Source organism: Mitsuaria sp. PDC51, from assembly GCF_900113225.1.
Classification (GTDB): domain Bacteria; phylum Pseudomonadota; class Gammaproteobacteria; order Burkholderiales; family Burkholderiaceae_C; genus Roseateles.
In genome coordinates, this window is the sequence record NZ_FOZE01000002.1 from 1709886 (window position 1) to 1728856 (window position 18971).

General features: G+C 68.3%; 16 protein-coding genes and 1 other RNA gene. 11 read left to right on the forward strand and 6 right to left on the reverse strand.

The window, feature by feature from the left end:
* The first annotated feature begins 275 nt into the window (after positions 1 to 275).
* The 3 genes from BM393_RS18910 to BM393_RS18920 all read left to right on the forward strand — a co-directional run bounded on the left by BM393_RS18910 (position 276) and on the right by BM393_RS18920 (position 4140).
* Positions 276 to 2534 carry a TonB-dependent receptor gene (locus BM393_RS18910; RefSeq protein WP_091730229.1) on the forward strand — a complete coding sequence of 753 codons (2259 nt, stop codon included), beginning with the start codon at positions 276 to 278 and terminating at the stop codon, positions 2532 to 2534.
* A 203-nt stretch (positions 2535 to 2737) separates the two neighbouring features.
* Positions 2738 to 3415: an orotate phosphoribosyltransferase gene (gene pyrE / locus BM393_RS18915; RefSeq protein WP_091730233.1), complete on the forward strand. Its 678-nt coding sequence runs from the start codon at positions 2738 to 2740 to the stop codon at positions 3413 to 3415.
* Complete coding sequence (locus tag BM393_RS18920; RefSeq protein ID WP_091730238.1) at positions 3415 to 4140, forward strand: hypothetical protein; 726 nt, start codon at positions 3415 to 3417, stop codon at positions 4138 to 4140. The genes pyrE and BM393_RS18920 overlap by 1 nt, the downstream gene beginning before the upstream one ends.
* 67 nt (positions 4141 to 4207) lie before the next feature.
* Here BM393_RS18920 and gatB read toward each other — a convergent pair whose 3' ends face one another.
* The 3 genes from gatB to gatC are packed head-to-tail and all read right to left on the reverse strand — an operon-like array spanning position 4208 to position 7465.
* Complete coding sequence (gatB, locus tag BM393_RS18925) at positions 4208 to 5662, reverse strand: Asp-tRNA(Asn)/Glu-tRNA(Gln) amidotransferase subunit GatB (protein ID WP_091730242.1); 1455 nt, start codon at positions 5660 to 5662, stop codon at positions 4208 to 4210.
* A 16-nt stretch (positions 5663 to 5678) separates the two neighbouring features.
* Positions 5679 to 7169 carry an Asp-tRNA(Asn)/Glu-tRNA(Gln) amidotransferase subunit GatA gene (gene gatA, locus BM393_RS18930; protein ID WP_091730246.1) on the reverse strand — a complete coding sequence of 497 codons (1491 nt, stop codon included), beginning with the start codon at positions 7167 to 7169 and terminating at the stop codon, positions 5679 to 5681.
* Positions 7166 to 7465 carry an Asp-tRNA(Asn)/Glu-tRNA(Gln) amidotransferase subunit GatC gene (gene gatC, locus BM393_RS18935; RefSeq protein WP_091730250.1) on the reverse strand — a complete coding sequence of 100 codons (300 nt, stop codon included), beginning with the start codon at positions 7463 to 7465 and terminating at the stop codon, positions 7166 to 7168. Before gatC ends, gatA begins: the two co-directional genes overlap by 4 nt.
* Positions 7466 to 7826: 361 nt before the next feature.
* Here gatC and BM393_RS18940 point away from each other — a divergent pair, with 361 nt between their 5' ends.
* From BM393_RS18940 to rodA, 6 genes are all read left to right on the forward strand, one after another.
* Positions 7827 to 8870 (forward strand): rod shape-determining protein, encoded by a 1044-nt coding sequence (locus tag BM393_RS18940; RefSeq protein WP_091731851.1) that lies wholly within the window; start codon positions 7827 to 7829, stop codon positions 8868 to 8870.
* Between the two features lie 52 nt (positions 8871 to 8922).
* Positions 8923 to 9004, forward strand: a non-coding RNA gene (locus BM393_RS18945) — sX9 sRNA.
* A gap of 41 nt (positions 9005 to 9045) precedes the next feature.
* Entirely contained in the window at positions 9046 to 10011 is a 966-nt protein-coding gene (mreC, locus tag BM393_RS18950) for a rod shape-determining protein MreC (RefSeq protein WP_091730253.1), read from the forward strand.
* Positions 10008 to 10529 (forward strand): rod shape-determining protein MreD, encoded by a 522-nt coding sequence (gene mreD, locus BM393_RS18955; RefSeq protein WP_091730257.1) that lies wholly within the window; start codon positions 10008 to 10010, stop codon positions 10527 to 10529. Before mreC ends, mreD begins: the two co-directional genes overlap by 4 nt.
* A 22-nt stretch (positions 10530 to 10551) precedes the next feature.
* The gene (gene mrdA, locus BM393_RS18960) at positions 10552 to 12684 is read left to right on the forward strand and encodes a penicillin-binding protein 2 (protein WP_091730260.1); all 2133 of its coding nucleotides are present in this window, start codon (positions 10552 to 10554) and stop codon (positions 12682 to 12684) included.
* Positions 12681 to 13835: a rod shape-determining protein RodA gene (gene rodA / locus BM393_RS18965; RefSeq protein WP_091730263.1), complete on the forward strand. Its 1155-nt coding sequence runs from the start codon at positions 12681 to 12683 to the stop codon at positions 13833 to 13835. The genes mrdA and rodA overlap by 4 nt, the downstream gene beginning before the upstream one ends.
* A gap of 15 nt (positions 13836 to 13850) precedes the next feature.
* Here rodA and BM393_RS18970 read toward each other — a convergent pair whose 3' ends face one another.
* The 3 genes from BM393_RS18970 to BM393_RS18980 form a co-directional block, all read right to left on the reverse strand.
* Positions 13851 to 14417: a Uma2 family endonuclease gene (locus tag BM393_RS18970; protein ID WP_091730268.1), complete on the reverse strand. Its 567-nt coding sequence runs from the start codon at positions 14415 to 14417 to the stop codon at positions 13851 to 13853.
* A 152-nt stretch (positions 14418 to 14569) separates the two neighbouring features.
* Positions 14570 to 16075 carry a sensor histidine kinase gene (locus BM393_RS18975; RefSeq protein WP_091730271.1) on the reverse strand — a complete coding sequence of 502 codons (1506 nt, stop codon included), beginning with the start codon at positions 16073 to 16075 and terminating at the stop codon, positions 14570 to 14572.
* A 53-nt stretch (positions 16076 to 16128) separates the two neighbouring features.
* On the reverse strand, positions 16129 to 16800 hold the full coding sequence (locus BM393_RS18980) for a response regulator transcription factor (RefSeq protein WP_091730277.1): 672 nt from the start codon (positions 16798 to 16800) through the stop codon (positions 16129 to 16131).
* A gap of 312 nt (positions 16801 to 17112) precedes the next feature.
* Here BM393_RS18980 and recA point away from each other — a divergent pair, with 312 nt between their 5' ends.
* Positions 17113 to 18156, forward strand: coding sequence for a recombinase RecA (gene recA / locus BM393_RS18985; protein ID WP_091730281.1), 1044 nt, complete (start codon positions 17113 to 17115; stop codon positions 18154 to 18156).
* 15 nt (positions 18157 to 18171) lie between these two features.
* Positions 18172 to 18777 (forward strand): regulatory protein RecX, encoded by a 606-nt coding sequence (locus BM393_RS18990; RefSeq protein ID WP_091730285.1) that lies wholly within the window; start codon positions 18172 to 18174, stop codon positions 18775 to 18777.
* Positions 18778 to 18971: the final 194 nt, after the last annotated feature.

Below are 18971 nucleotides of genomic sequence, written 5' to 3' on the forward strand. Positions count from 1 at the left end.
CCACGCGTTCGCGAGGCCCGGGAGCTGCACCACATGGCGCGGTGAGCGTGCGCCGTCCACGCCCATTCGGGCGACACGCGAGCGGGTGCAGTGTTTGGACAACAGAAAACGCACCACCGAGGTGCGTGGGGTGACGTGTTTATGACGAACTTGCTAGATTCGCGTCCACCGCGCTACCCCGCACCCACATTTTTGCCAGCTGTGAACCCGGAGCACCCCTCGGGACACCGCCGGCCTCCCCCCGGTTTCCCCATCCTTCCCCCGGAGTTCCATCCATGAATCGATTCGCCACCCAGCGCGCTGCCGTCCCGGCCCTGCGCGAGGCCGCCGCGGCCGTGTCGCTGGCCCTGCTCGCCTGGCCCGCGCTGGCCCAGGACGCCACCGACGCGCCGGCCAAGGAGAAGGGCCAGCTGGAGACGGTGACCATCACCGCCGAGCGCCGGGTCGAGAACATCAAGGAAGTGCCGAACGCCGTCAGCAAGATCTCGGGCGAGAAGCTGGACGTGCTGAACTCCGGCGGTCAGGACGTGCGTTTCCTGTCGGGCCGCGTGCCCAGCCTGAACATCGAATCCTCGTTCGGCCGCGCCTTCCCGCGCTTCTACATCCGCGGCTACGGCAACACCGACTTCCGCCTGAACGCATCGCAGCCGGTCTCGCTGGTCTATGACGACGTGGTCCAGGAGAACCCGATCCTCAAGGGATTCCCCGCCTTCGACCTGGCCGCCGTTGAAGTGGTGGCCGGTCCGCAGGGCACGCTCTACGGCCGCAACACGCCGGCCGGCGTGGTCAAGTTCGATTCGGTGAAGCCCTCGCAGCGCCAGGAAGGCTACCTGAACGTCTCCTACGGCAACTACGGCACGATGAGCCTGGAAGGCGCCGCCAACGTGCCGCTGACCGGCGACTGGGCCGCCCGCATCTCGGCGCAGATCCAGCACCGCGACGACTGGGTCAAGAACCAGGTCCCGACCGGCAAGACCGGCGAGCTCGAGGGCTACGACGACCGCGCCCTGCGCGTGCAGGCGCTGTACCAGCCGCACAAGGACTTCAGCGCGCTGTTCAACTTCCACGGCCGCGACCTGAAGGGCAGCGCGCGCGTGTTCCGCGCCTCGATCATCAAGCCCGGCACCAACGACCTGGTCGACGGCTTCGATCCCGAGAAGTCCTACACCGACGGCGTCAACGAGCAGACGCTGCACGCCACCGGTGGCAGCGCCCGCCTGCGCTGGGGCCTGGGTCAGATCAACCTGTACTCGATCACCGGCTACGAGTCGGTGCGCCCGTTCAGCCGCGGCGACGTGGACGGCGGCTATCTCTATGGCGGCACCAAGCCGTTCACGCAGGAAGGCCAGGCCGGCTTCCCGGCCGAGTCCTCCAGCTCGATGAGCGGCCACCGCCAGGTCACGCAGGAGTTCCGCGTCGAATCCGCCACGCCGGGTCCGCTGCGCTGGCAGGGCGGCCTGTACTTCTTCGACGAGCGCTACACCGCCCGCAGCACCGACTACACGACCTCGACCGGCCTGGCCGCCGGCTACGTCGACACCTACCAGAAGAACACCGCGTGGGCGGCGTTCGGCTCGGTGAACTATGCGGTCACGCAGGACTTCTCGCTGCGTGGCGGCCTGCGCTACACGCATGACAAGAAGGACGTCAACGTCAGCAGCAGCTACACCGACCTGAACACCAGCACCGGCGTGTCGGCCAACACCGCCGACAAGAAGTGGAACTGGGACGTCTCGGGCACCTACGCGCTGACCAAGGAAACCAACCTGTACGCCCGCGTGGCCACCGGCTTCCGCGCCTCGTCGGTACAAGGTGCGTCACGTTTCGCCGGCCAGTCGCAGGCGACGCCGGAAAACGTCACTTCCTATGAGGTCGGCGTCAAGTCGGACTTCTGGGATCGTCGCGCGCGCCTGTCGGCCAGCGCCTTCACCTACACCGTCAAGGACCTGCAGCTGACCGCCGTCGGCGGTCAGAGCAACGCCAACCGCCTGCTGAATGCGAAGAAGGCCACCGGCAACGGCGTCGAGCTGAATCTGGAACTGCTGCCGGTCGACCAGTTGCTGATCACCCTCGGCGGCAGCCTGAACAACACCAAGATCAAGGACCCGAGCCTGTCGCTGCCCGCTTGCGGCGGCGGTTGCACGATGACCGATCCGCTGGTGGCCGGTTCGACGACCAACTACAGCATCGACGGCAATCCGCTGCCGAACGCGCCCAAGTGGGTCGCCAACCTGACCGCGCGCTACGCCTTCCCGACCGCGGCCGGCAACGAGTTCTACATCTACACCGACTGGGCCTACCGCTCCAAGGTCAACTTCTTCCTGTACGAGGCCAAGGAGTTCACCGGCAAGGCGCTGACGGAAGGCGGCCTGCGCGGCGGCTACATCTGGAACAACGGCAAGTACGAGGCGGCGATCTTCGTCCGCAACATCACGAACCAGATCCGCATCACCGGCGCGATCGACTTCAACAACAACACGGGCTTCATCAACGACCCGCGGACCTACGGCGTGCAGTTCAAGGCGATCTTCTGATCGGCTGAACGACGCAGCGCAGCGGCTTCGGCCGCGCGCCTTGCAAGAAGCAGGCCCGCTCCGGCGACGGAGCGGGCCTTCTTTTTGCTTGGTATGCCTGGATTCCAGCGACAGCGTGTCCTGTGAAGCGCCCGGGCAGCGCAGAACCCCGGTCCTACAATTCCGCCCCACTTTCACTGTCACGTCTCGACGTCGCGCCCGCCATGACCACCGCCGCTCCCCAGGACGCCCTGGCCCAGGAATTCGTCGCCTTCGCCGTGGACACCGGCGTGCTGCGCTTCGGCGAGTTCAAGACCAAGGCGGGCCGCCTCAGCCCGTATTTCTTCAACGCCGGCCTGTTCGACGACGGCCTGAAAGTAGGCCGCCTGGCCCAGTTCTACGCGCAGCGGCTGCTGGACTCGGGCCTGGCCTTCGACATGATCTTCGGCCCCGCCTACAAGGGCATCACGCTGGCCGCGGCCGTCGCCATCGAGCTGGCGCGCCTGGGCCACAACAAGCCCTTCGCCTACAACCGCAAGGAAGCCAAGGACCATGGCGAGGGCGGCACGCTGGTCGGCGCCAAGGTGCAGGGCCGGGTGCTGATCATCGATGACGTGATCTCGGCCGGCACCTCGGTGCGCGAATCCATCGCGATGATCCAGGCCGCGGGCGCCACGCCCTGCGGCGTGACGATCGCGCTGGACCGCCAGGAGAAGGCCGCCGAGAACGGGCAGGACCTGCCATGGTCGGCGGTACAGTACGTGCGCGACCAGCTGAAGCTGCCGGTGGTCGCGATTGCAGGGCTGTCCGACCTGCTCCAGTATCTGCAGACGACCAGCAGTACCGCCGTCTCCGCGCACGCGGCGGCGGTCCATGCCTACCGCGATCGCTACGGAGTCTGATGCGTCCTTCCATCTCACGCCGCCTGCTGTCCCGACCGGCCGCGCCCGCGGCGCTCGTTGGCGCCCTGATGCTGGGCGGCGGCCTCGCGGGTCCGGTCCTGGCACAGACCAAGGCGCCGTCGTCGCCGACCATCTACACCTGCACGACGCCCGATGGCCGCCGGCTGACCTCCGACCGGCCGATCCCCGAGTGCCAGACGCGCGAGCAGCGCCTGTTGAATTCCGATGGCTCGGTGCGGCGGATGGTGCCGCCGGCGATGTCGCCCGAGGAGCAGGCCTCCGCCGAGCAGCGCCGACGCGCCGAGGAAGTGCAGCGCTCCGCGCAGCAGGACGCGGTCCGGCGCGACCGCAACCTGCTGCAGCGCTACGCTGACCAGGCCGCGCACCAGAAGGCACGCGAGGCCGCGCTCGACGACGTCCGCGAGGCGATGCGGCAGTCCGAGAAGCGTCTGCAGGCGCTCGCCATCGAGCGCAAGCCGCTGCTGGACGAGGCCGAGTTCTACAAGGGCAAGCGGGTGCCTTTCAAACTGCAGCATCAGCTCGAGGCCAATGAAGCCGCGGCGGCCGCGCAGCGCGAATCGATCGAGAACCAGAAAGCCGAGATCGGCCGCGTGAACAAGTTCTATGACGATGAACTGTCCCGCCTGAAGCGGCTGTGGGCCGGCGCTGCGCCGGGCTCGCTGGAAAAAGCGGCGCCGCAGGCGCCGTCCGCCAGCGGGCGCTGACAGCGTTGACGCCAAAAAAGAACGCCGGTGGATCGCTCCACCGGCGTTCTGCCTTTCAGGGGCCTGATCAGGCGCCGAGCTTCTTCTTCAGCAGCTCGTTCACGGCGGCCGGATTGGCCTTGCCCTTGGTCGCCTTCATCGCCTGGCCGACCAGCGCGTTGAAGGCCTTCTCCTTGCCGGCGCGGAATTCCTCGACCGACTTGGCGTTGGCCGCCAGCACCTCGTCCAGGATGCGCTCGAGCTCGCCGGTGTCGCTCATCTGCTTGAGGCCCTTGGCTTCGATCAGCGCGTCGACGTCCTGGCCTTCGCCGGTCCACAGCGCCTCGAAGACCTGCTTCGCCGCGTTGTTGGAGATCGTGCCGTCCTGGATGCGCTTGATCAGCGCGGCCAGCAGCGCCGGCGTCACCGGGGCGTCGTCGATGGCGCGCTCCTCGGTGTTGAGGCGCCGCGAGATCTCGCCCATCACCCAGTTGGCCACCAGCTTGGGCGCGCCGCAGGCCTCCCGCGCGGCCTCGTAGAAGCGGGCCGTCGCCAGGCTCTGTGTCATCATCGTCGCGTCGTAGGCCGGCAGGCCGTCGACCTCCTGGAAGCGCGCGGCCATCACCGACGGCAGCTCCGGCATCTCGCCGCGCACGCGCTCGACCCAGTCGGCGCCGATCATCAGCGGCGGCAGGTCCGGATCCGGGAAGTAGCGGTAATCGGCCGCATCCTCCTTGGTCCGCATCGCGCGGGTCTCGCCGGTGTCCGGGTTGTAGAGCACCGTTGCCTGCTGGATCTCCAGGCCGTCCTCGATCTGGTCGATCTGCCAGTTGACCTCGTAGTTCACCGCGTCGACGAGATAGCGGAAGCTGTTCAGGTTCTTGATCTCGCGCCGCGTGCCGAAGGGCTCGCCGGGCTTGCGCACCGAGACGTTGACGTCGCAGCGGAACGAGCCCTCCTGCATGTTGCCGTCGCAGATGCCCAGCCACATCACCAGCGCGTGCAGCGTCTTGGCGTACTCGACGGCTTCGGCGCCGGAGCGCATCTCGGGCTCGGACACGATCTCCAGCAGCGGTGTGCCGGCGCGGTTCAGGTCGATGCCCGACTGGCCGTGGTAGTCCTCGTGCAGGCTCTTGCCGGCGTCCTCCTCGAGGTGGGCGCGCGTCAGCTTCACGACCTTCTTCTCGTCGCCGACGAAGAACTCGATCTGGCCGCCCTGCACGACGGGGATCTCGTACTGGCTGATCTGGTAGCCCTTGGGCAGGTCGGGATAGAAGTAGTTCTTGCGGGCGAAGATGGACAGCGGCGCCACCTTCGCGCCGACCGCCAGGCCGAAGCGGATCGCGCGCTCGACGGCGCCGCGGTTCAGCACCGGCAGCGTGCCCGGCAGCGCCAGGTCCACCGCGCTGGCCTGCGTGTTGGGCGCCGCGCCGAATGCGGTCGACGAACCGCTGAAGATCTTCGAGACGGTCGAGAGTTGGACGTGGTTCTCCAGGCCGATGACGACCTCGTAGCCCCGCACCAGTTGGCTGTTCTTGCTCATCGCTTGCTCGTTGTCCTTACACGCCCGCCGGGGTCTGGCGGTGCCAGTCGGTAGCCTGCTGCAGCGCATGGGCGGCGTGCAGCAGCGTGCCTTCCTGGAAGTAGTTGCCCAGCAGCTGCAGGCCCACGGGCATGCCGCCCTCGCCCAGCCCCACCGGCACGCTCATGCCGGGCAGACCGGCCAGCGAGCCCGGCAGCGTGAAGATGTCGGCCAGGTAGACCTTGACCGGATCGTCCGCGCCTTCGCCCTGCTTCCAGGCCACCGTCGGCGCCACCGGCCCGGCGATCAGGTCGCACTGCTGGAAGGCCTGCTGGAAATCGTCCGCGATCATGCGGCGCAGCTTCTGCGCCTGCAGGTAGTACGCGTCGTAGTAGCCATGCGAGAGCACGTAGCTGCCGATCATGATCCGGCGCTTGACCTCGGCGCCGAAGCCCTCGGCGCGGGTCTTCTCGTACATGTCGATCAGGTTGCTGTAGTCCTTGGCGCGGTGTCCGAACTTCACGCCGTCGAAGCGCGAGAGGTTGGAGCTCGCCTCGGCCGGGGCAATGATGTAGTAGACCGGGATGGCCAGTTCGGTGCGCGGCAGCGAGACGTCGACCAGCGTCGCGCCCAGCTTCTCCAGCTCCGCCAGGCCGGCGCGCACGGCGCCGTTCACGTCGGACGAGAGGGCGGCCGGGAAGAACTCCTTGGGCAGGCCGATGCGCAGGCCCTTGAGCGGCTGCGCGGCGGTCGCGCCCTCGCGGGCGGCCAGCATGCGCGCATGGAAGTCCTGCGGCGGCTGCTGGACGCTGGTGGCGTCGCGCTCGTCGAAGCCGCTCATCGCCGAGAGCAGCAGCGCGCAGTCCTCGGCGGAGCGCGCCATCACGCCGGCCTGGTCCAGGCTGGACGCGAAGGCGATCATCCCGTAGCGCGAGCACACGCCGTAAGTCGGCTTGATGCCGGTGATGCCGGAGAAGCTGGCCGGCTGGCGGATCGAGCCGCCGGTGTCGGTGCCGGTCGTGGCCGGCACCAGGCCCGCCGCCACCGCGACCGCCGAGCCGCCCGACGAGCCACCCGGCACGCGCGTGCGGTCCCAGGGGTTCAGCGCCTTGAAGTAGGCGCTGTTCTCGGTGGCCGAGCCCATCGCGAACTCGTCGCAGTTGAGCTTGCCCAGCGACACGGTGCCGGCGGCGTTGAGCCGCTCGACCACGGTGGCGTCGAACGGGCTCAGGTAGCCGGCCAGCATCTTCGAGCCGGCCGTGGTCGGCATGTCGCGGGTGACGAAGATGTCCTTGTGCGCCAGCGGCACGCCGATCAGCGCGCCGGCCTCGCCGGCGGCCAAGCGCGCGTCGGCGTCCTTGGCGCGGGCGAGGGCGTAATCCGGGTCCACGTGCAGGAAGGCGCCGAGATCCTTCGCCGCGGCAACACGCGCAAGCAGATGTTGCGTCAGTTCGGTGCTGGAGACCGTCTTGGCGCGCAAGGCGCGGCCGAGCTCGGCGACGCCGAGTTGATGCAGGGGGGCGGTCATTCGATGACTTTCGGGACCAGGAACAGGCCGTCCTCGACGGCGGGAGCGCTGCGCTGGTTGAGCGCGCGCTGGTCGGTTTCGGTGACGCGGTCCTCGCGCAGCCGCAGGGCCACTTCCTGGACCGCCGACAGCGGCGTGTAGAGGGGATCGACGCCGCTGGTGTCGACCGCGCTCATCTGCTCGACGATCGAGAAGAAGCCGTTGAGCTGCGGCAGCAGCGCGGCCTGTTCGTCGCCGGAAAGTTCCAGCCGGGCCAGTTTGGCGATCCGGCTGACATCGTCGTGGGTGAGTGCCATGGGAATGTGCTCGAGGGCCGGTCCGGACCAGCGGTCCGCCGGGCGCGCGAAACATTCGCCGAACGCTGACGGAAGCCTTGCAGACGGGCCAAACCAAGGGGTGATCAGTTATTATCCCCGCTTATCTCCATGGCGCCGGGGCTGCTTCTGCAGCCTCGTTGCTTATGGCAAGGAATTTCGCTCGCGCGGACGCCGCCGGTCCGCGCGGTTACCCGACAAGAACCGCCCCGAATCGCAGCCGCCCGGACAGAACGCAGACGAACGCCGCCTGATGCCGTCGAATGCCGCCGATTGCGTGTGGTTCGACATGGACTGGCGGCTCCAGGTGCCGAAGCGTCCTGTCCTGGCCTTGCCCACACACATGCTCGCCTCACTGCGCCGCTACTTCTCCACCGACCTCGCCATCGACCTGGGCACCGCCAACACGCTGATCTATGTCCGCGGAAAAGGCGTCGTGCTGGACGAACCGTCCGTCGTCGCCATCCGTCATGAAGGCGGTCCCAATGGCAAGAAGACGATCCAGGCCGTCGGCCACGAAGCCAAGGCCATGCTGGGCAAGGTGCCCGGCAACATCGAGGCGATCCGCCCGATGAAGGACGGCGTGATCGCCGACTTCGTGGTCACCGAGCAGATGATCAAGCAGTTCATCAAGATGGTGCACGACACCAAGCTGCTGCGTCCCTCGCCCCGGATCATCATCTGCGTCCCCTGCGGCTCCACGCAGGTCGAGAAGCGCGCGATCCGCGACGCCGCGCTGGGCGCCGGCGCCTCGGAGGTCTACCTGATCGAGGAACCGATGGCCGCCGCGATCGGCGCCGGCCTGCCGGTGTCGGAAGCGTCGGGCTCGATGGTCATCGACATCGGCGGCGGCACGACCGAAGTGGGCGTGATCTCGCTGGGCGGCATGGTCTACAAGGGCTCGGTCCGCGTCGGCGGCGACAAGTTCGACGAGGCCATCATCAACTACATCCGCCGCAACTACGGCATGTTGATCGGCGAGCCGACCGCGGAAGCGATCAAGAAGAACATCGGCTCGGCCTTCCCGGGCTCCGAGGTCAAGGAGATGGAGGTCAAGGGCCGCAACCTGAGCGAAGGCGTGCCGCGCAGCTTCACGATCTCGAGCAACGAGATCCTGGAAGCGCTGACCGATCCGCTCAACCAGATCGTCTCGGCGGTGAAGAACGCGCTGGAGCAGACCCCGCCGGAACTGGGCGCCGACATCGCCGAGCGCGGCATGATGCTGACCGGCGGCGGCGCGCTGCTGCGCGACCTGGACCGCCTGCTGGCCGAGGAAACCGGCCTGCCGGTGCTCGTGGCCGAGGACCCGCTGACCTGCGTCGTGCGCGGCTGTGGCATGGCCCTGGAGCGCATGGAACGCCTCGGTTCGATCTTCACGAACGAGTAAGCCGGCCTACTGCGCGGGCGCCAGGCGTCGTTGGGCGGTGCTCGGAATCCTCACGTACAGGAAGTACGCTCCGGTTCCTCCGCTCCGTCCGCCTAGCCTGACACCCGCTCGCTACGGCCGATACGTTGTCAACCAGCGTTGTCGTCGGTCTTTCTGAAAGTCTGAGATCCCTGTCATGCCTCTGGGCACTCTGGATCGCAATCCGCCGCCGCTGTTCCGTGAAGGCCCGTCCGCGCTGACGAAGCTGGCCTTCTGCGCCGCGCTGGCAGTATTCCTCATGGTGGCGGACTCCCGCTTCCAGTTGACCGCACCCGCACGGGCCGGCCTCGCGCTCGCGCTGCATCCGCTGCAGCGCGCGCTGCTGGCGCCGGTCGACGCCTGGGAACAGGCCGGTGACTACGCCCGCGGCATGGAAAAAGCCACCGAGGCCGAGAACCAGGCGCGCCAGCAACTGGCCTCGCAGGCGGTGATCCTCAGCCGCGCGGCGCAGCTCCAGGCCGAGAACACGCGGCTGCGCGCCCTGCTCGACCTGCGCGAGGCGCTGCCGGTGAAAGGCCTCGCCGCTGAAGTCCTCTACGAGGCGCCGGATCCCTTCTCGCGCCGCATCGTCATCGACCGCGGCAGCCACCGTGGCGTGCGCCTGGGCGCGCCGGTGGTCAACGACGCGGGTGTGCTCGGCCAGGTGACGCGGGTCTATCCGCTGTCGGCCGAGGTCACGCTGCTGACCGACCGCGAAGCCACCATCCCCGTCCTCAACACGCGCACCCAGCAGCGCGGCGTCGCCTACGGCGGCGAACGCGGCGTGATGGAGCTGCGCTTCATCGCCGCCAACGCCGACATCAAGCCCGGCGACGCGCTCGCGACCTCCGGCCTGGACGGTCTCTACCCGCCGGGCCTGCCGGTGGCGAAGGTCGCCGAGGTGGAGCGCCGCGGCGACACCAGCTTCGCCCGCGTCGGCCTGGCGCCGGTCGCGCAGCCGGACAGCGCCCGGCACGTGCTGGTGCTGGAGCCGCTGCAGGGCCAGGAGGACGCCCGCATCGAAGCCGCGCAGGAAACGGCCAGCGCCGCGAGCGCCGCCGCCGCCGAATCCGGCGCCAGGCCGCGTCGCGCCGCGTCCGCGCCCAAGGGAGGCCACCGATGATCATGCCGCGTGGCGCGAGCCAGCTGCTGCTGCCCGCCAACCCCCTGTTCATCGCCTTCAGCCTGGTCGTCGGCCTGCTGATCGACATGGTGCCCGTCGGCCGCCAGCCCTGGATGCCGGACGTGCTGGCGATCGTGCTGGTGTTCTGGAATGTCCACCAGCCCCGGCGTGTCGGCGTGGGCTGGGCCTTCGTCTTCGGCCTGATGATCGACGTCCACCATGGCGCACTGCTCGGCCAGCATGCGCTGGCCTACAGCCTGCTGGCCTTCGGCGCGGTCGCGCTGCATCGCCGGCTGCTCTGGTTCACGCTCGGCGCGCAGGCGCTCCACGTGCTGCCGCTGTTCGTGCTGGCCACCGCGATCGCGGTGATCGTGCGACTGGTCGTCGGCGGCATGTGGCCCGGCTGGAGCCTGGTGCTGGCGCCGGTGCTGCAGGCGGCACTGTGGCCGATCGCCGCGGCGCTGCTGCTCGCGCCCCAGCGTCGCGCGCCGGATCCCGACGCGCACCGCCCGCTCTGAGCGCGCCGAGGACGGGCCCGCGATGACGGTCATCAAGAACCTCCAGGCGGAGCTGAGCCGGTTCCGGCTGCGGCTGGTCGCCGCGGCGGTGTTCGTGCTGTTCTGCTTCGGCCTGCTGGTCGCCCGCCTCGTCTACCTGCAGATCACGCAGCACGACTCGCTGCTCGAGCGCGCCGAGACCAACCGCGTCACCGTGCTGCCGATCGTGCCGAACCGCGGCCTGATCGTCGACCGCAACGGCGTCGTGCTGGCGAGCAACTATTCCGCCTACACGCTGGAGATCACGCCGTCCAAGGTGCCGGACCTGGAGGCCACGATCGACGCGCTGACCGCCGTCATCGACATCCAGCCGCGCGACCGTCGCCGCTTCAAGCGGCTGATGGAGGAGAGCAAGAACTTCGAGTCGCTGCCCATCCGCACCAAGCTGACCGACACCGAGGTCGCGCGCTTCGCCGCGCAGCGCTTCCGCTTCCCCGGCGTGGACATCAAGGCGCGGCTGTTCCGCAACTATCCGCTGGGCGATGTCGGCGCGCACCTGCTGGGCTACATCGGCCGCATCAACCAGGTCGAGAAGAAGGCGATGGAGGACTGGTCCGAAGAGGACATCGCCAACTACCGCGGCACCGAATACATCGGCAAGCTGGGCCTGGAGCAGGCCTATGAGCGCGAGCTGCACGGCCAGACCGGCTTCGAGGAGATGGAGACCAGCGCCGGCGGCCGCGCCGTGCGCCGGCTGCGCAACCGCCCGCCGACGCCGGGCAACACGCTGCACCTGTCGATCGACATCAAGCTGCAGGCGCTGGTCGAGCGCCTCTATGGCGACCGGCGCGGCGCGCTGGTGGCGATGGATCCGCGCAACGGCGAGGTGCTGGCCTTCGTGTCCAAGCCGACCTTCGATCCCAACCTGTTCGTCGACGGCATCGACGCCGACAGCTGGAAGGACCTCAACGAGGACATCGACAAGCCGCTGCTGAACCGGGCGCTGCGCGGCACCTATCCGCCGGGGTCGACCTTCAAGCCCTACATGGCGATGGCGGCGCTCAACACCGGCAAGCGCGCGGCCAACGTGGTGGTGCAGGACAACCTGACCTACAGCTTCGGCGGTCGGACCTTCGGCAGCGCGACCGGCGACCGCGCCGGCCCCAAGGACATGCGGCTGGCGATCGTGACCTCGTCCAACGTCTACTTCTACTCGCTGGCCAACGAGATGGGCGTGGACATGATCCACGACCAGCTGGAGCCCTTCGGCTTCGGCCGCAAGACCGAGATCGACCTGCTGGGCGAGGTCACCGGCATCCTGCCCAGCACCGAGTGGAAGCGTCGCGCCTACAAGCGGCCCGAGCAGCAGAAGTGGTACGCCGGCGAGACGATCTCGCTGGGCATCGGCCAGGGCTACAACAACTTCACGATGCTGCAGCTGGCCACCGCGATGTCGACGCTTGCCAGCGGCGGCGAACGCTACCGGCCGCGGCTGGTGCGGGAGATCGAGGACGTCGTCAAGCACGTGCAGCGGCGCACCGCCAGCGACGCGCTGTCGCCACTCGCGCTGCGCAAGGCCGACGTCGACGTGATCCGCAACGCGATGCACGACGTGACGATGGAAGGCACCTCGCGGATGGTGTTCGCCGGCGCGCAGTACCAGAGCGCCGGCAAGACCGGCACGGCGCAGGCGGTGGGCCTGCGCGCCGGCCAGACCTACAGCAGCATCAAGGCGGACGAGCGCAAGCGCGACCACTCGCTGTACATCTCCTTCGCGCCGTACCAGGCACCGACGATCGCGCTGGCGCTGATCGTGGAGAACGCCGGCTTCGGCTCCGAGTCCGCGGCGCCGATCGCGCGACGCGTCTTCGATTACGTGCTGACCGGCACGTACCCGAGCGAAGAGGACATCGCCAAGGTGCGGGTCGGCCAGGTGGGCGCGCCGATCGGCACGCCGCGCCGCGTCGAGGACATCCCGCTGCCGGGCGCCGCGGCCAGCGCGCCGGACGCTTCGGCCTCCGCAGCGTCCGCGCCGGTGGCGGCCTCGGGTCCAGCCGGACCGACACCCAGACCCGCCGCTCCGGCCTCGGCCGTGCCTGCCGCGATACCGGGCTCCACGGCGGAACGCCGCCTCGCGCCGGTCGCGCCGCGCCCCAACCCGGGAGCCTCACGATGAGCGCCGTCTTCAGCAAACCCAGCCTGCTGCAGCGCGTGAAACCGCTGTTCCAGGGTTTCGACATTCCGTTGCTGCTGGCCATGGGCTGGCTGATGGGGCTGGGGCTGATGTGCATGTACTCGGCCGGCTACGACCATGGCACGCGTTTCGTCGATCACGCGCGGAACATGGTGCTGGCGATGGGCGTGCTGTTCGTGACCGCGCAGGTACCGCCGCAGCGCTTGATGCAGCTCGCGCTGCCGCTCTACGCCGTTGGTGTCACGCTGCTGGTGGCGGTCGCGCTGTTCGGCATCAGCAAGAAGGGCGCGACGCGCTGGCTGAACGTCGGCGTCGTGATCCAGCCCTCCGAGATGCTGAAGATCGCGGTGCCGCTGATGCTCGCCTGGTGGTTCCAGAAGCGCGAGGGCCAGCTGCGCCTGCCCGATTTCGTCGCCGCCTTCGTGCTGCTGGTGGTGCCGGTCGGCCTGATCGCGAAGCAGCCGGACCTGGGCACCTCGCTGCTGGTGCTGGGCGCGGGCCTGTACGTGATCTTCTTCGCCGGGCTGTCGTGGAAGCTGATCATTCCGGCGCTGGTGCTGGCCGGTGCGGGCATCACCGCGCTGGTCTTCAGCGAGGACCAGATCTGCCAGCCCGACGTGAAGTGGGTGGTGCTGAAGGATTACCAGAAGGACCGGGTCTGCACGCTGCTGGACCCGACCAAGGATCCGCTGGGCAAGGGCTTCCACATCATCCAGGGCGAGATCGCGATCGGTTCGGGCGGCGTGACCGGCAAGGGCTTCATGAAGGGAACGCAGACGCACCTCGAGTTCATCCCGGAGCGGACCACCGACTTCATCTTCGCCGCCTATGGCGAGGAATTCGGCTTGATCGGGGCGCTGGGGCTGCTGCTCGGCTTCACCGCGTTGATCCTGCGGGGCCTGGCCATCGCGCACGAGGCGCCGACCTTGTTCTCCCGCTTGCTCGCCGGGGCGATCACGCTGAGCTTCTTCACCTACGTCTTCGTGAACATGGGCATGGTGACCGGCATCCTGCCCGTGGTCGGCGTACCGCTGCCGTTCATCTCGTACGGCGGCACGGCGATGGTGACGCTGGGGCTGTCGCTGGGGATGCTGATGTCGATCGCCAAGAGTCGCGGCGGCACGCAGCGCTGAGTCGACCGGCGGCCATCAGGCGGCCGCTTCCAGGTCGGCGAAGATGACCTCGCCCGGCAGGGCGAGATCGATCGAGGCCAGGTACACCACCTCGCCGCCGGCGTAGCGGGTCACCTGCCAGGAGCCGTCGATGGCCAGGCGGTGGACTTCCGTCGCGCGCTGCTCCCAGTCGACGACCAGATACTCGCTCAGCGCGGCCAGCCGGCGGTAGCGCGCGAACTTCCGGGTCCTGTCGTCGCGGGCGGAACTCCGGGACAGCACCTCGACGATCAGCGGGCAGGCTTCCATGCCGCGTGGACGCTTGTCCTTGTCGCAATACACCATCACGTCGGGGACCAGGCAGTTGCCGTCGTCGCACCGCACCTCCAGCGACAGGATGGCCCGGCAGGGCGCGCCGTGGAGATGCTGGCGCATCGCGACATAGAGGTTGCAGGCCACGATCTGATGGCCCTCGCTCGCGCTTTCCATGACGACCGTCTGGCCGTCGATCAATTCATATCGGCTGCCATCGCCAGAGTCCCAGGCCAGGAAATCGTCGCTCGTCATCTGCATCGTCGTTGCCGCCGGAAGTCGATATGCCATCAGAGTCACCTGCGCTTCAGTGGGGAAGGAGGCAGTGATTCTTCGAAAGCCCGGAAGGGTTGTCGCTAGCTCGAACTGAGGCGGGATCGCTCGCCGGCTCCAGGTTCAAGGCACCGAATGACGGATGGGTGGAGGATGCGTCGCCGCCGGGTTCAACGTTCGCCCTGGGCAAGCGGATGGGCGGCGAAGCGCACCGTGAACCGCGCGCCAGGGCCCACACCTTCCGCCTCCGCCTGACGGCGTGCCCGCGTGTCGTCGACCGCGATCTCCGCGTCGTGCTGCTGGACGATCTCGCGCACGATCGCCAGGCCCAGCCCCGAGCCGTCGACATTGGTGCCCAGCGCGCGGTAGAACGGCTGGAAGACCTGCTCGCGCTCCGCCTCCGCGATGCCCGGCCCCGAGTCCTCCACCTGCAGCACGCAGACCTGGCCGAACGGATCCTCGACCACCCGCACGGTCACCGTCCCTCCACTGGGGGTGTACAGCAAGGCGTTGTCCACCAGATTGCGGATCAGCTCGCGGATCAGCAGGGGATGGCCGTGGATGCGCAGGCCCGCCTGGCTGGCCTCCGGCCCCTCATAACCGAGGTCCAGGCGCTTCTCCATCGCGCGCGGCACGAAATCGCGCACCGTCTCGATCGCCAGCACCGCCAGGTTCACCTCGCTGCGGCGCGCGGCGTGCTCCTGGTCCTCGGCGCGGGCCATCGCCAGCAGCTGGTTCACCATGTGGGCCGCACGCTGGCTGGAGACCGCGATCTGCTTGAGCGAACGCCGCAGCTCCGACGGCGAGCTGCGACCCTCGTCGATCTCGCGCTGGGCGAGCTCGGCCTGCGTCCGCAGCCCCGCCAGCGGCGTCTTGAGCTGATGCGCGGCGTCGGCCAGGAAGTGCTTTTGCGCGCGGATCGATTGATCGAGCCGCTCGAGCAGGTCGTTGATCGCCTGCACCAGCGGGGCCACCTCGTCGGGGATGCGCTGCTCGTCGATGGGGCTCAGGTCGGAGCTGTCCCGCGAGCGGATGCGGCGCTGCAGGTCGTTGAGCGGCGCGATGCCGCGCGCCAGCGCCAGCCACACCAGCAGCACCGCCAGCGGCAGGATCACGAACTGCGGCAGGATCACGCCCTTGATGATCTCGTTGGTCAGCCGCGAGCGCTTGCCCAGCGTCTCCGCGACCTGGACCAGCATCATCTTGTCGCCACCGGCCATCCCCTCCGGCACCACCCACAGGTAGGACACCCGCACCGCCTCGTTGTTGACCTCGTCGAAGCGACGGTTGACCTCCCAAGGCACGATCGGCGGCTCGACCTCGGGCACCGGCAACTGGGCGTCGCCGCTCAGCAGTTCGCCGCGCAGGCCCAGCACCTGGTAGTAAACCGTGTCGGACTCGTCCGCCCGCAGCAGCGCCGCGGCCTCGGGGGCCAGTGCGTAGCGCGACCGCCCACGTCGCGTGGAGGCGTCGCCGGGCCCCGGCTCCGTCGCGACCTGCAGGCCGAGCGTGCGCGCCATTTCGTCGAGCTCGCGGTCGTAGGGCTTGTTCGCGATGCCCTGCGCCACCAGCCAGGTCAGCGCGACGCTGATCGGCCAGATGACCAGCAGCGGGGCGAGCATCCAGTCCAGGATCTCGCCGAACAGCGAGCGATGGCCGGACGATTCACCCGCCATGCCGCGCGTCCTCGATCAAGCGTGCGCCCAGGGGCTCCGGGACGCCCCGCGCCTCAGCCCGGAATCTTTTCAAGGCAGTAGCCGAGCCCGCGCACCGTCGCGATGCGGATCGGCCCCTGCTCGATCTTCTTGCGCAGCCGATGGATGTAGACCTCGATCGCGTTGTTGCTGACTTCTTCGCCCCACTCGCACAGGCGCTCGACCAACTGGTCCTTGCTGACCAGCCGTCCCGCGCGCTGCAGCAGCACCTCGAGCAGCGACAGCTCCCGCGCCGACAGTTCCACCATCTGATCGTTGATGTAAGCGACGCGGCCGGTGGCGTCGAACGTCAACGGGCCATGGCGGATCACGCTGGAGGCGGTGCCCAGGCCGCGGCGCGTCAACGCGCGCACACGCGCCTCGAGTTCCTGCAGCGAGAAGGGCTTGGCCATGTAGTCGTCGGCGCCAAGGTCCAGGCCCTTGACGCGCTCCTCGATGCTGTCCGCCGCGGTCAGGATCAGCACCGGCACGGACGATCCGCGCGCCCGCAGCCGACGCAGCACTTCCAGTCCATGCAGCTTCGGCAATCCCAGATCGAGGATCAGCAGGTCGAACTCATGCGAGGCGAGCGCGGCGTCGGCCTCGCTGCCGCTGCCGACCTGGTCGACGGCGCAACCCGAGGCTCGCAACGAGCGCAGCAGGCCATCGGCCAGGACCTGGTCGTCTTCGGCGATCAAGATGCGCATGTGTCGTCCCCTCTGGTTATGGAGACATTCTAGGGAGCGGTCCGGGGCGCTTCCCTAGGCGTTTCCGAGCCGTCCTCAGGTCGATGAGCGGGGCACCAGTCAGGTGGGCGACAGCTTGGGAGGCGGCTCTTCCCCCTCTTTGGCGAAAACGGGGGGAGTTGTGCGGCTGGCTCATCCTGTGAGCCACCTGCGGCCTAACATCCCGCCATCGACAGCGCCGAAGCCGCACCGACGGGCGGCACGGGTCGACAAAGTACTGTACAGATATACAGATTGCGCCATAATCCGCCGCAGCCAACAGGAGAAGATTGCATGGACGCCCCCGTGAAGAACGCCAACACCGAAAAAGCCAAGGCCCTGCAGGCCGCCCTCGCCCAGATCGAAAAGCAGTTCGGCAAGGGCTCGATCATGCGGCTGGCCGAAGGCGAGAAGATCGAGGACATCCAGGTCGTCTCCACCGGCTCGCTGGGCCTGGACATCGCGCTGGGCGTCGGTGGCCTGCCCCGCGGCCGCGTGATCGAGATCTACGGTCCGGAATCGTCCGGCAAGACCACGCTGACGCTGCAGGTCATCGCCCAGATGCAGAAGCTGGACGGCGTGTGCGCCTTCATCGACGCCGAGCATGCCCTGGACGTGCAGTACGCGCAGAAGCTGGGCGTCAACCTGCAGGAGCTGCTGATCAGCCAGCCCGACACCGGCGAACAGGCGCTGGAGATCGTGGACTCGCTGGTGCGTTCGGGTTCGGTGGACCTGATCATCGTGGACTCGGTCGCCGCGCTGACGCCGAAGGCCGAGCTTGAAGGCGAGATGGGCGACGCGCTGCCTGGCCTGCAGGCCCGCCTGATGAGCCAGGCGCTGCGCAAGCTGACCGCCACCATCAAGAAGACCAACTGCACCGTCATCTTCATCAACCAGATCCGGATGAAGATCGGCGTGATGTTCGGTTCGCCCGAAACGACCACCGGCGGCAATGCGCTGAAGTTCTACGCCTCGGTGCGCCTGGACATCCGTCGCATCGGCTCGATCAAGAAGGGCGAGGAAGTCATCGGCTCCGAGACCAAGGTCAAGGTCGTGAAGAACAAGGTGGCGCCCCCGTTCAAGACGGCGGAGTTCGACATCCTCTACGGCGAGGGCATCAGCCGCGAGGGCGAGATCATCGACATGGGCGTGACCGCGAAGATCGTCGACAAGTCGGGGGCCTGGTACGCCTACAGCGGCGAGAAGATCGGGCAGGGCAAGGACAACGCGCGCGAGTTCCTGCGCGAGAACCCCGACCTGGCGGTCGAGATCGAGAACAAGATCCGCGAATCGCTGGGTATCCCCCTGCTGGGCGCCGCGCCTGGCGACGCCGAGTAAGCACCGGGCGACGGCATGACTCCGTCCGGAAGCCGGCGGGGTTCGGCCTCGCAGCCGCTGTCGCTCAAAGCCAGAGCCGTGGCCCTGCTCGCGCAGCGCGAGCACAGTGCGATGGAGTTGCGCCGCAAGCTGCTGCGCATTGCCCGTGATCGACAAGCTGCGCTGATCGAGGTCGCCGCCGGCGAGGGCAATCCCTCTTCGAACCCTGGGCCGGGGGGCGGGCGTTCCGAGGCCGAGGATCCGGACAACTCCGAAGCCCAGGCGGTCAACCTGGTTGAAGAGGTGGATGCGGTTCTCGGCTGGCTCAAGGCGAACGGCTATCTCGACGAGTCGCGATTCGTCGAGTCGCGCATCCACGCGCGCTCCCGGCGCTTCGGACAGCGCCGCATCGAGCAGGAGCTCGCCCAGCATGGGTTGGCGCTCGACGCGGAGCAGCGATCGGCGTTGGCGGCTGGAGAGCTGGACCGCGCTTGTGAGTTGCTGCGTCGCAAGTTCGGCGAAGGAGCGCCGGTGGACGCGTCGGCGGAGGCCAAACGGCTGCGCTTCCTGATGGGGCGAGGCTTTGGATACGAACTCGCCCGCAAGGCGGTGCGCCGCGTCGCCGCCGGCCCTGACGCTTGAAGCGGTGACAGGCGCCGAAACCGCCTGAAACTTCGTGCGTCACGAGCACCTTTCGAGCCGCTGACAAGCCCACGCCAGTGCGCGGCACAACCGCGCCAAGGGCTTGATGCAACGCAGCATGCTACATTTTCGGCTTCGCAAACCAGCCCGCCGGCGTTCGTCCGCGGGCGTGTTTTTGCGTGTTTGCATCGGTT

Bases quoted from the DNA above. Each gene is read 5' to 3' on its own strand.
- gatC (WP_091730250.1), bottom strand. From the start codon at position 7,465: ATGGCACTCACCCACGACGATGTCAGCCGGATCGCCAAACTGGCCCGG.
- mreC (WP_091730253.1), top strand. From the start codon at position 9,046: ATGCCTCTGGGCACTCTGGATCGCAATCCGCCGCCGCTGTTCCGTGAA.
- BM393_RS18980 (WP_091730277.1), bottom strand. From the start codon at position 16,800: ATGCGCATCTTGATCGCCGAAGACGACCAGGTCCTGGCCGATGGCCTG.
- mrdA (WP_091730260.1), top strand. From the start codon at position 10,552: ATGACGGTCATCAAGAACCTCCAGGCGGAGCTGAGCCGGTTCCGGCTG.
- BM393_RS18920 (WP_091730238.1), top strand. From the start codon at position 3,415: ATGCGTCCTTCCATCTCACGCCGCCTGCTGTCCCGACCGGCCGCGCCC.
- BM393_RS18940 (WP_091731851.1), top strand. From the start codon at position 7,827: ATGCTCGCCTCACTGCGCCGCTACTTCTCCACCGACCTCGCCATCGAC.
- BM393_RS18970 (WP_091730268.1), bottom strand. From the start codon at position 14,417: ATGGCATATCGACTTCCGGCGGCAACGACGATGCAGATGACGAGCGAC.
- gatA (WP_091730246.1), bottom strand. From the start codon at position 7,169: ATGACCGCCCCCCTGCATCAACTCGGCGTCGCCGAGCTCGGCCGCGCC.
- mreD (WP_091730257.1), top strand. From the start codon at position 10,008: ATGATCATGCCGCGTGGCGCGAGCCAGCTGCTGCTGCCCGCCAACCCC.
- pyrE (WP_091730233.1), top strand. From the start codon at position 2,738: ATGACCACCGCCGCTCCCCAGGACGCCCTGGCCCAGGAATTCGTCGCC.
- rodA (WP_091730263.1), top strand. From the start codon at position 12,681: ATGAGCGCCGTCTTCAGCAAACCCAGCCTGCTGCAGCGCGTGAAACCG.
- BM393_RS18990 (WP_091730285.1), top strand. From the start codon at position 18,172: ATGACTCCGTCCGGAAGCCGGCGGGGTTCGGCCTCGCAGCCGCTGTCG.
- recA (WP_091730281.1), top strand. From the start codon at position 17,113: ATGGACGCCCCCGTGAAGAACGCCAACACCGAAAAAGCCAAGGCCCTG.
- gatB (WP_091730242.1), bottom strand. From the start codon at position 5,662: ATGAGCAAGAACAGCCAACTGGTGCGGGGCTACGAGGTCGTCATCGGC.
- BM393_RS18975 (WP_091730271.1), bottom strand. From the start codon at position 16,075: ATGGCGGGTGAATCGTCCGGCCATCGCTCGCTGTTCGGCGAGATCCTG.
- BM393_RS18910 (WP_091730229.1), top strand. From the start codon at position 276: ATGAATCGATTCGCCACCCAGCGCGCTGCCGTCCCGGCCCTGCGCGAG.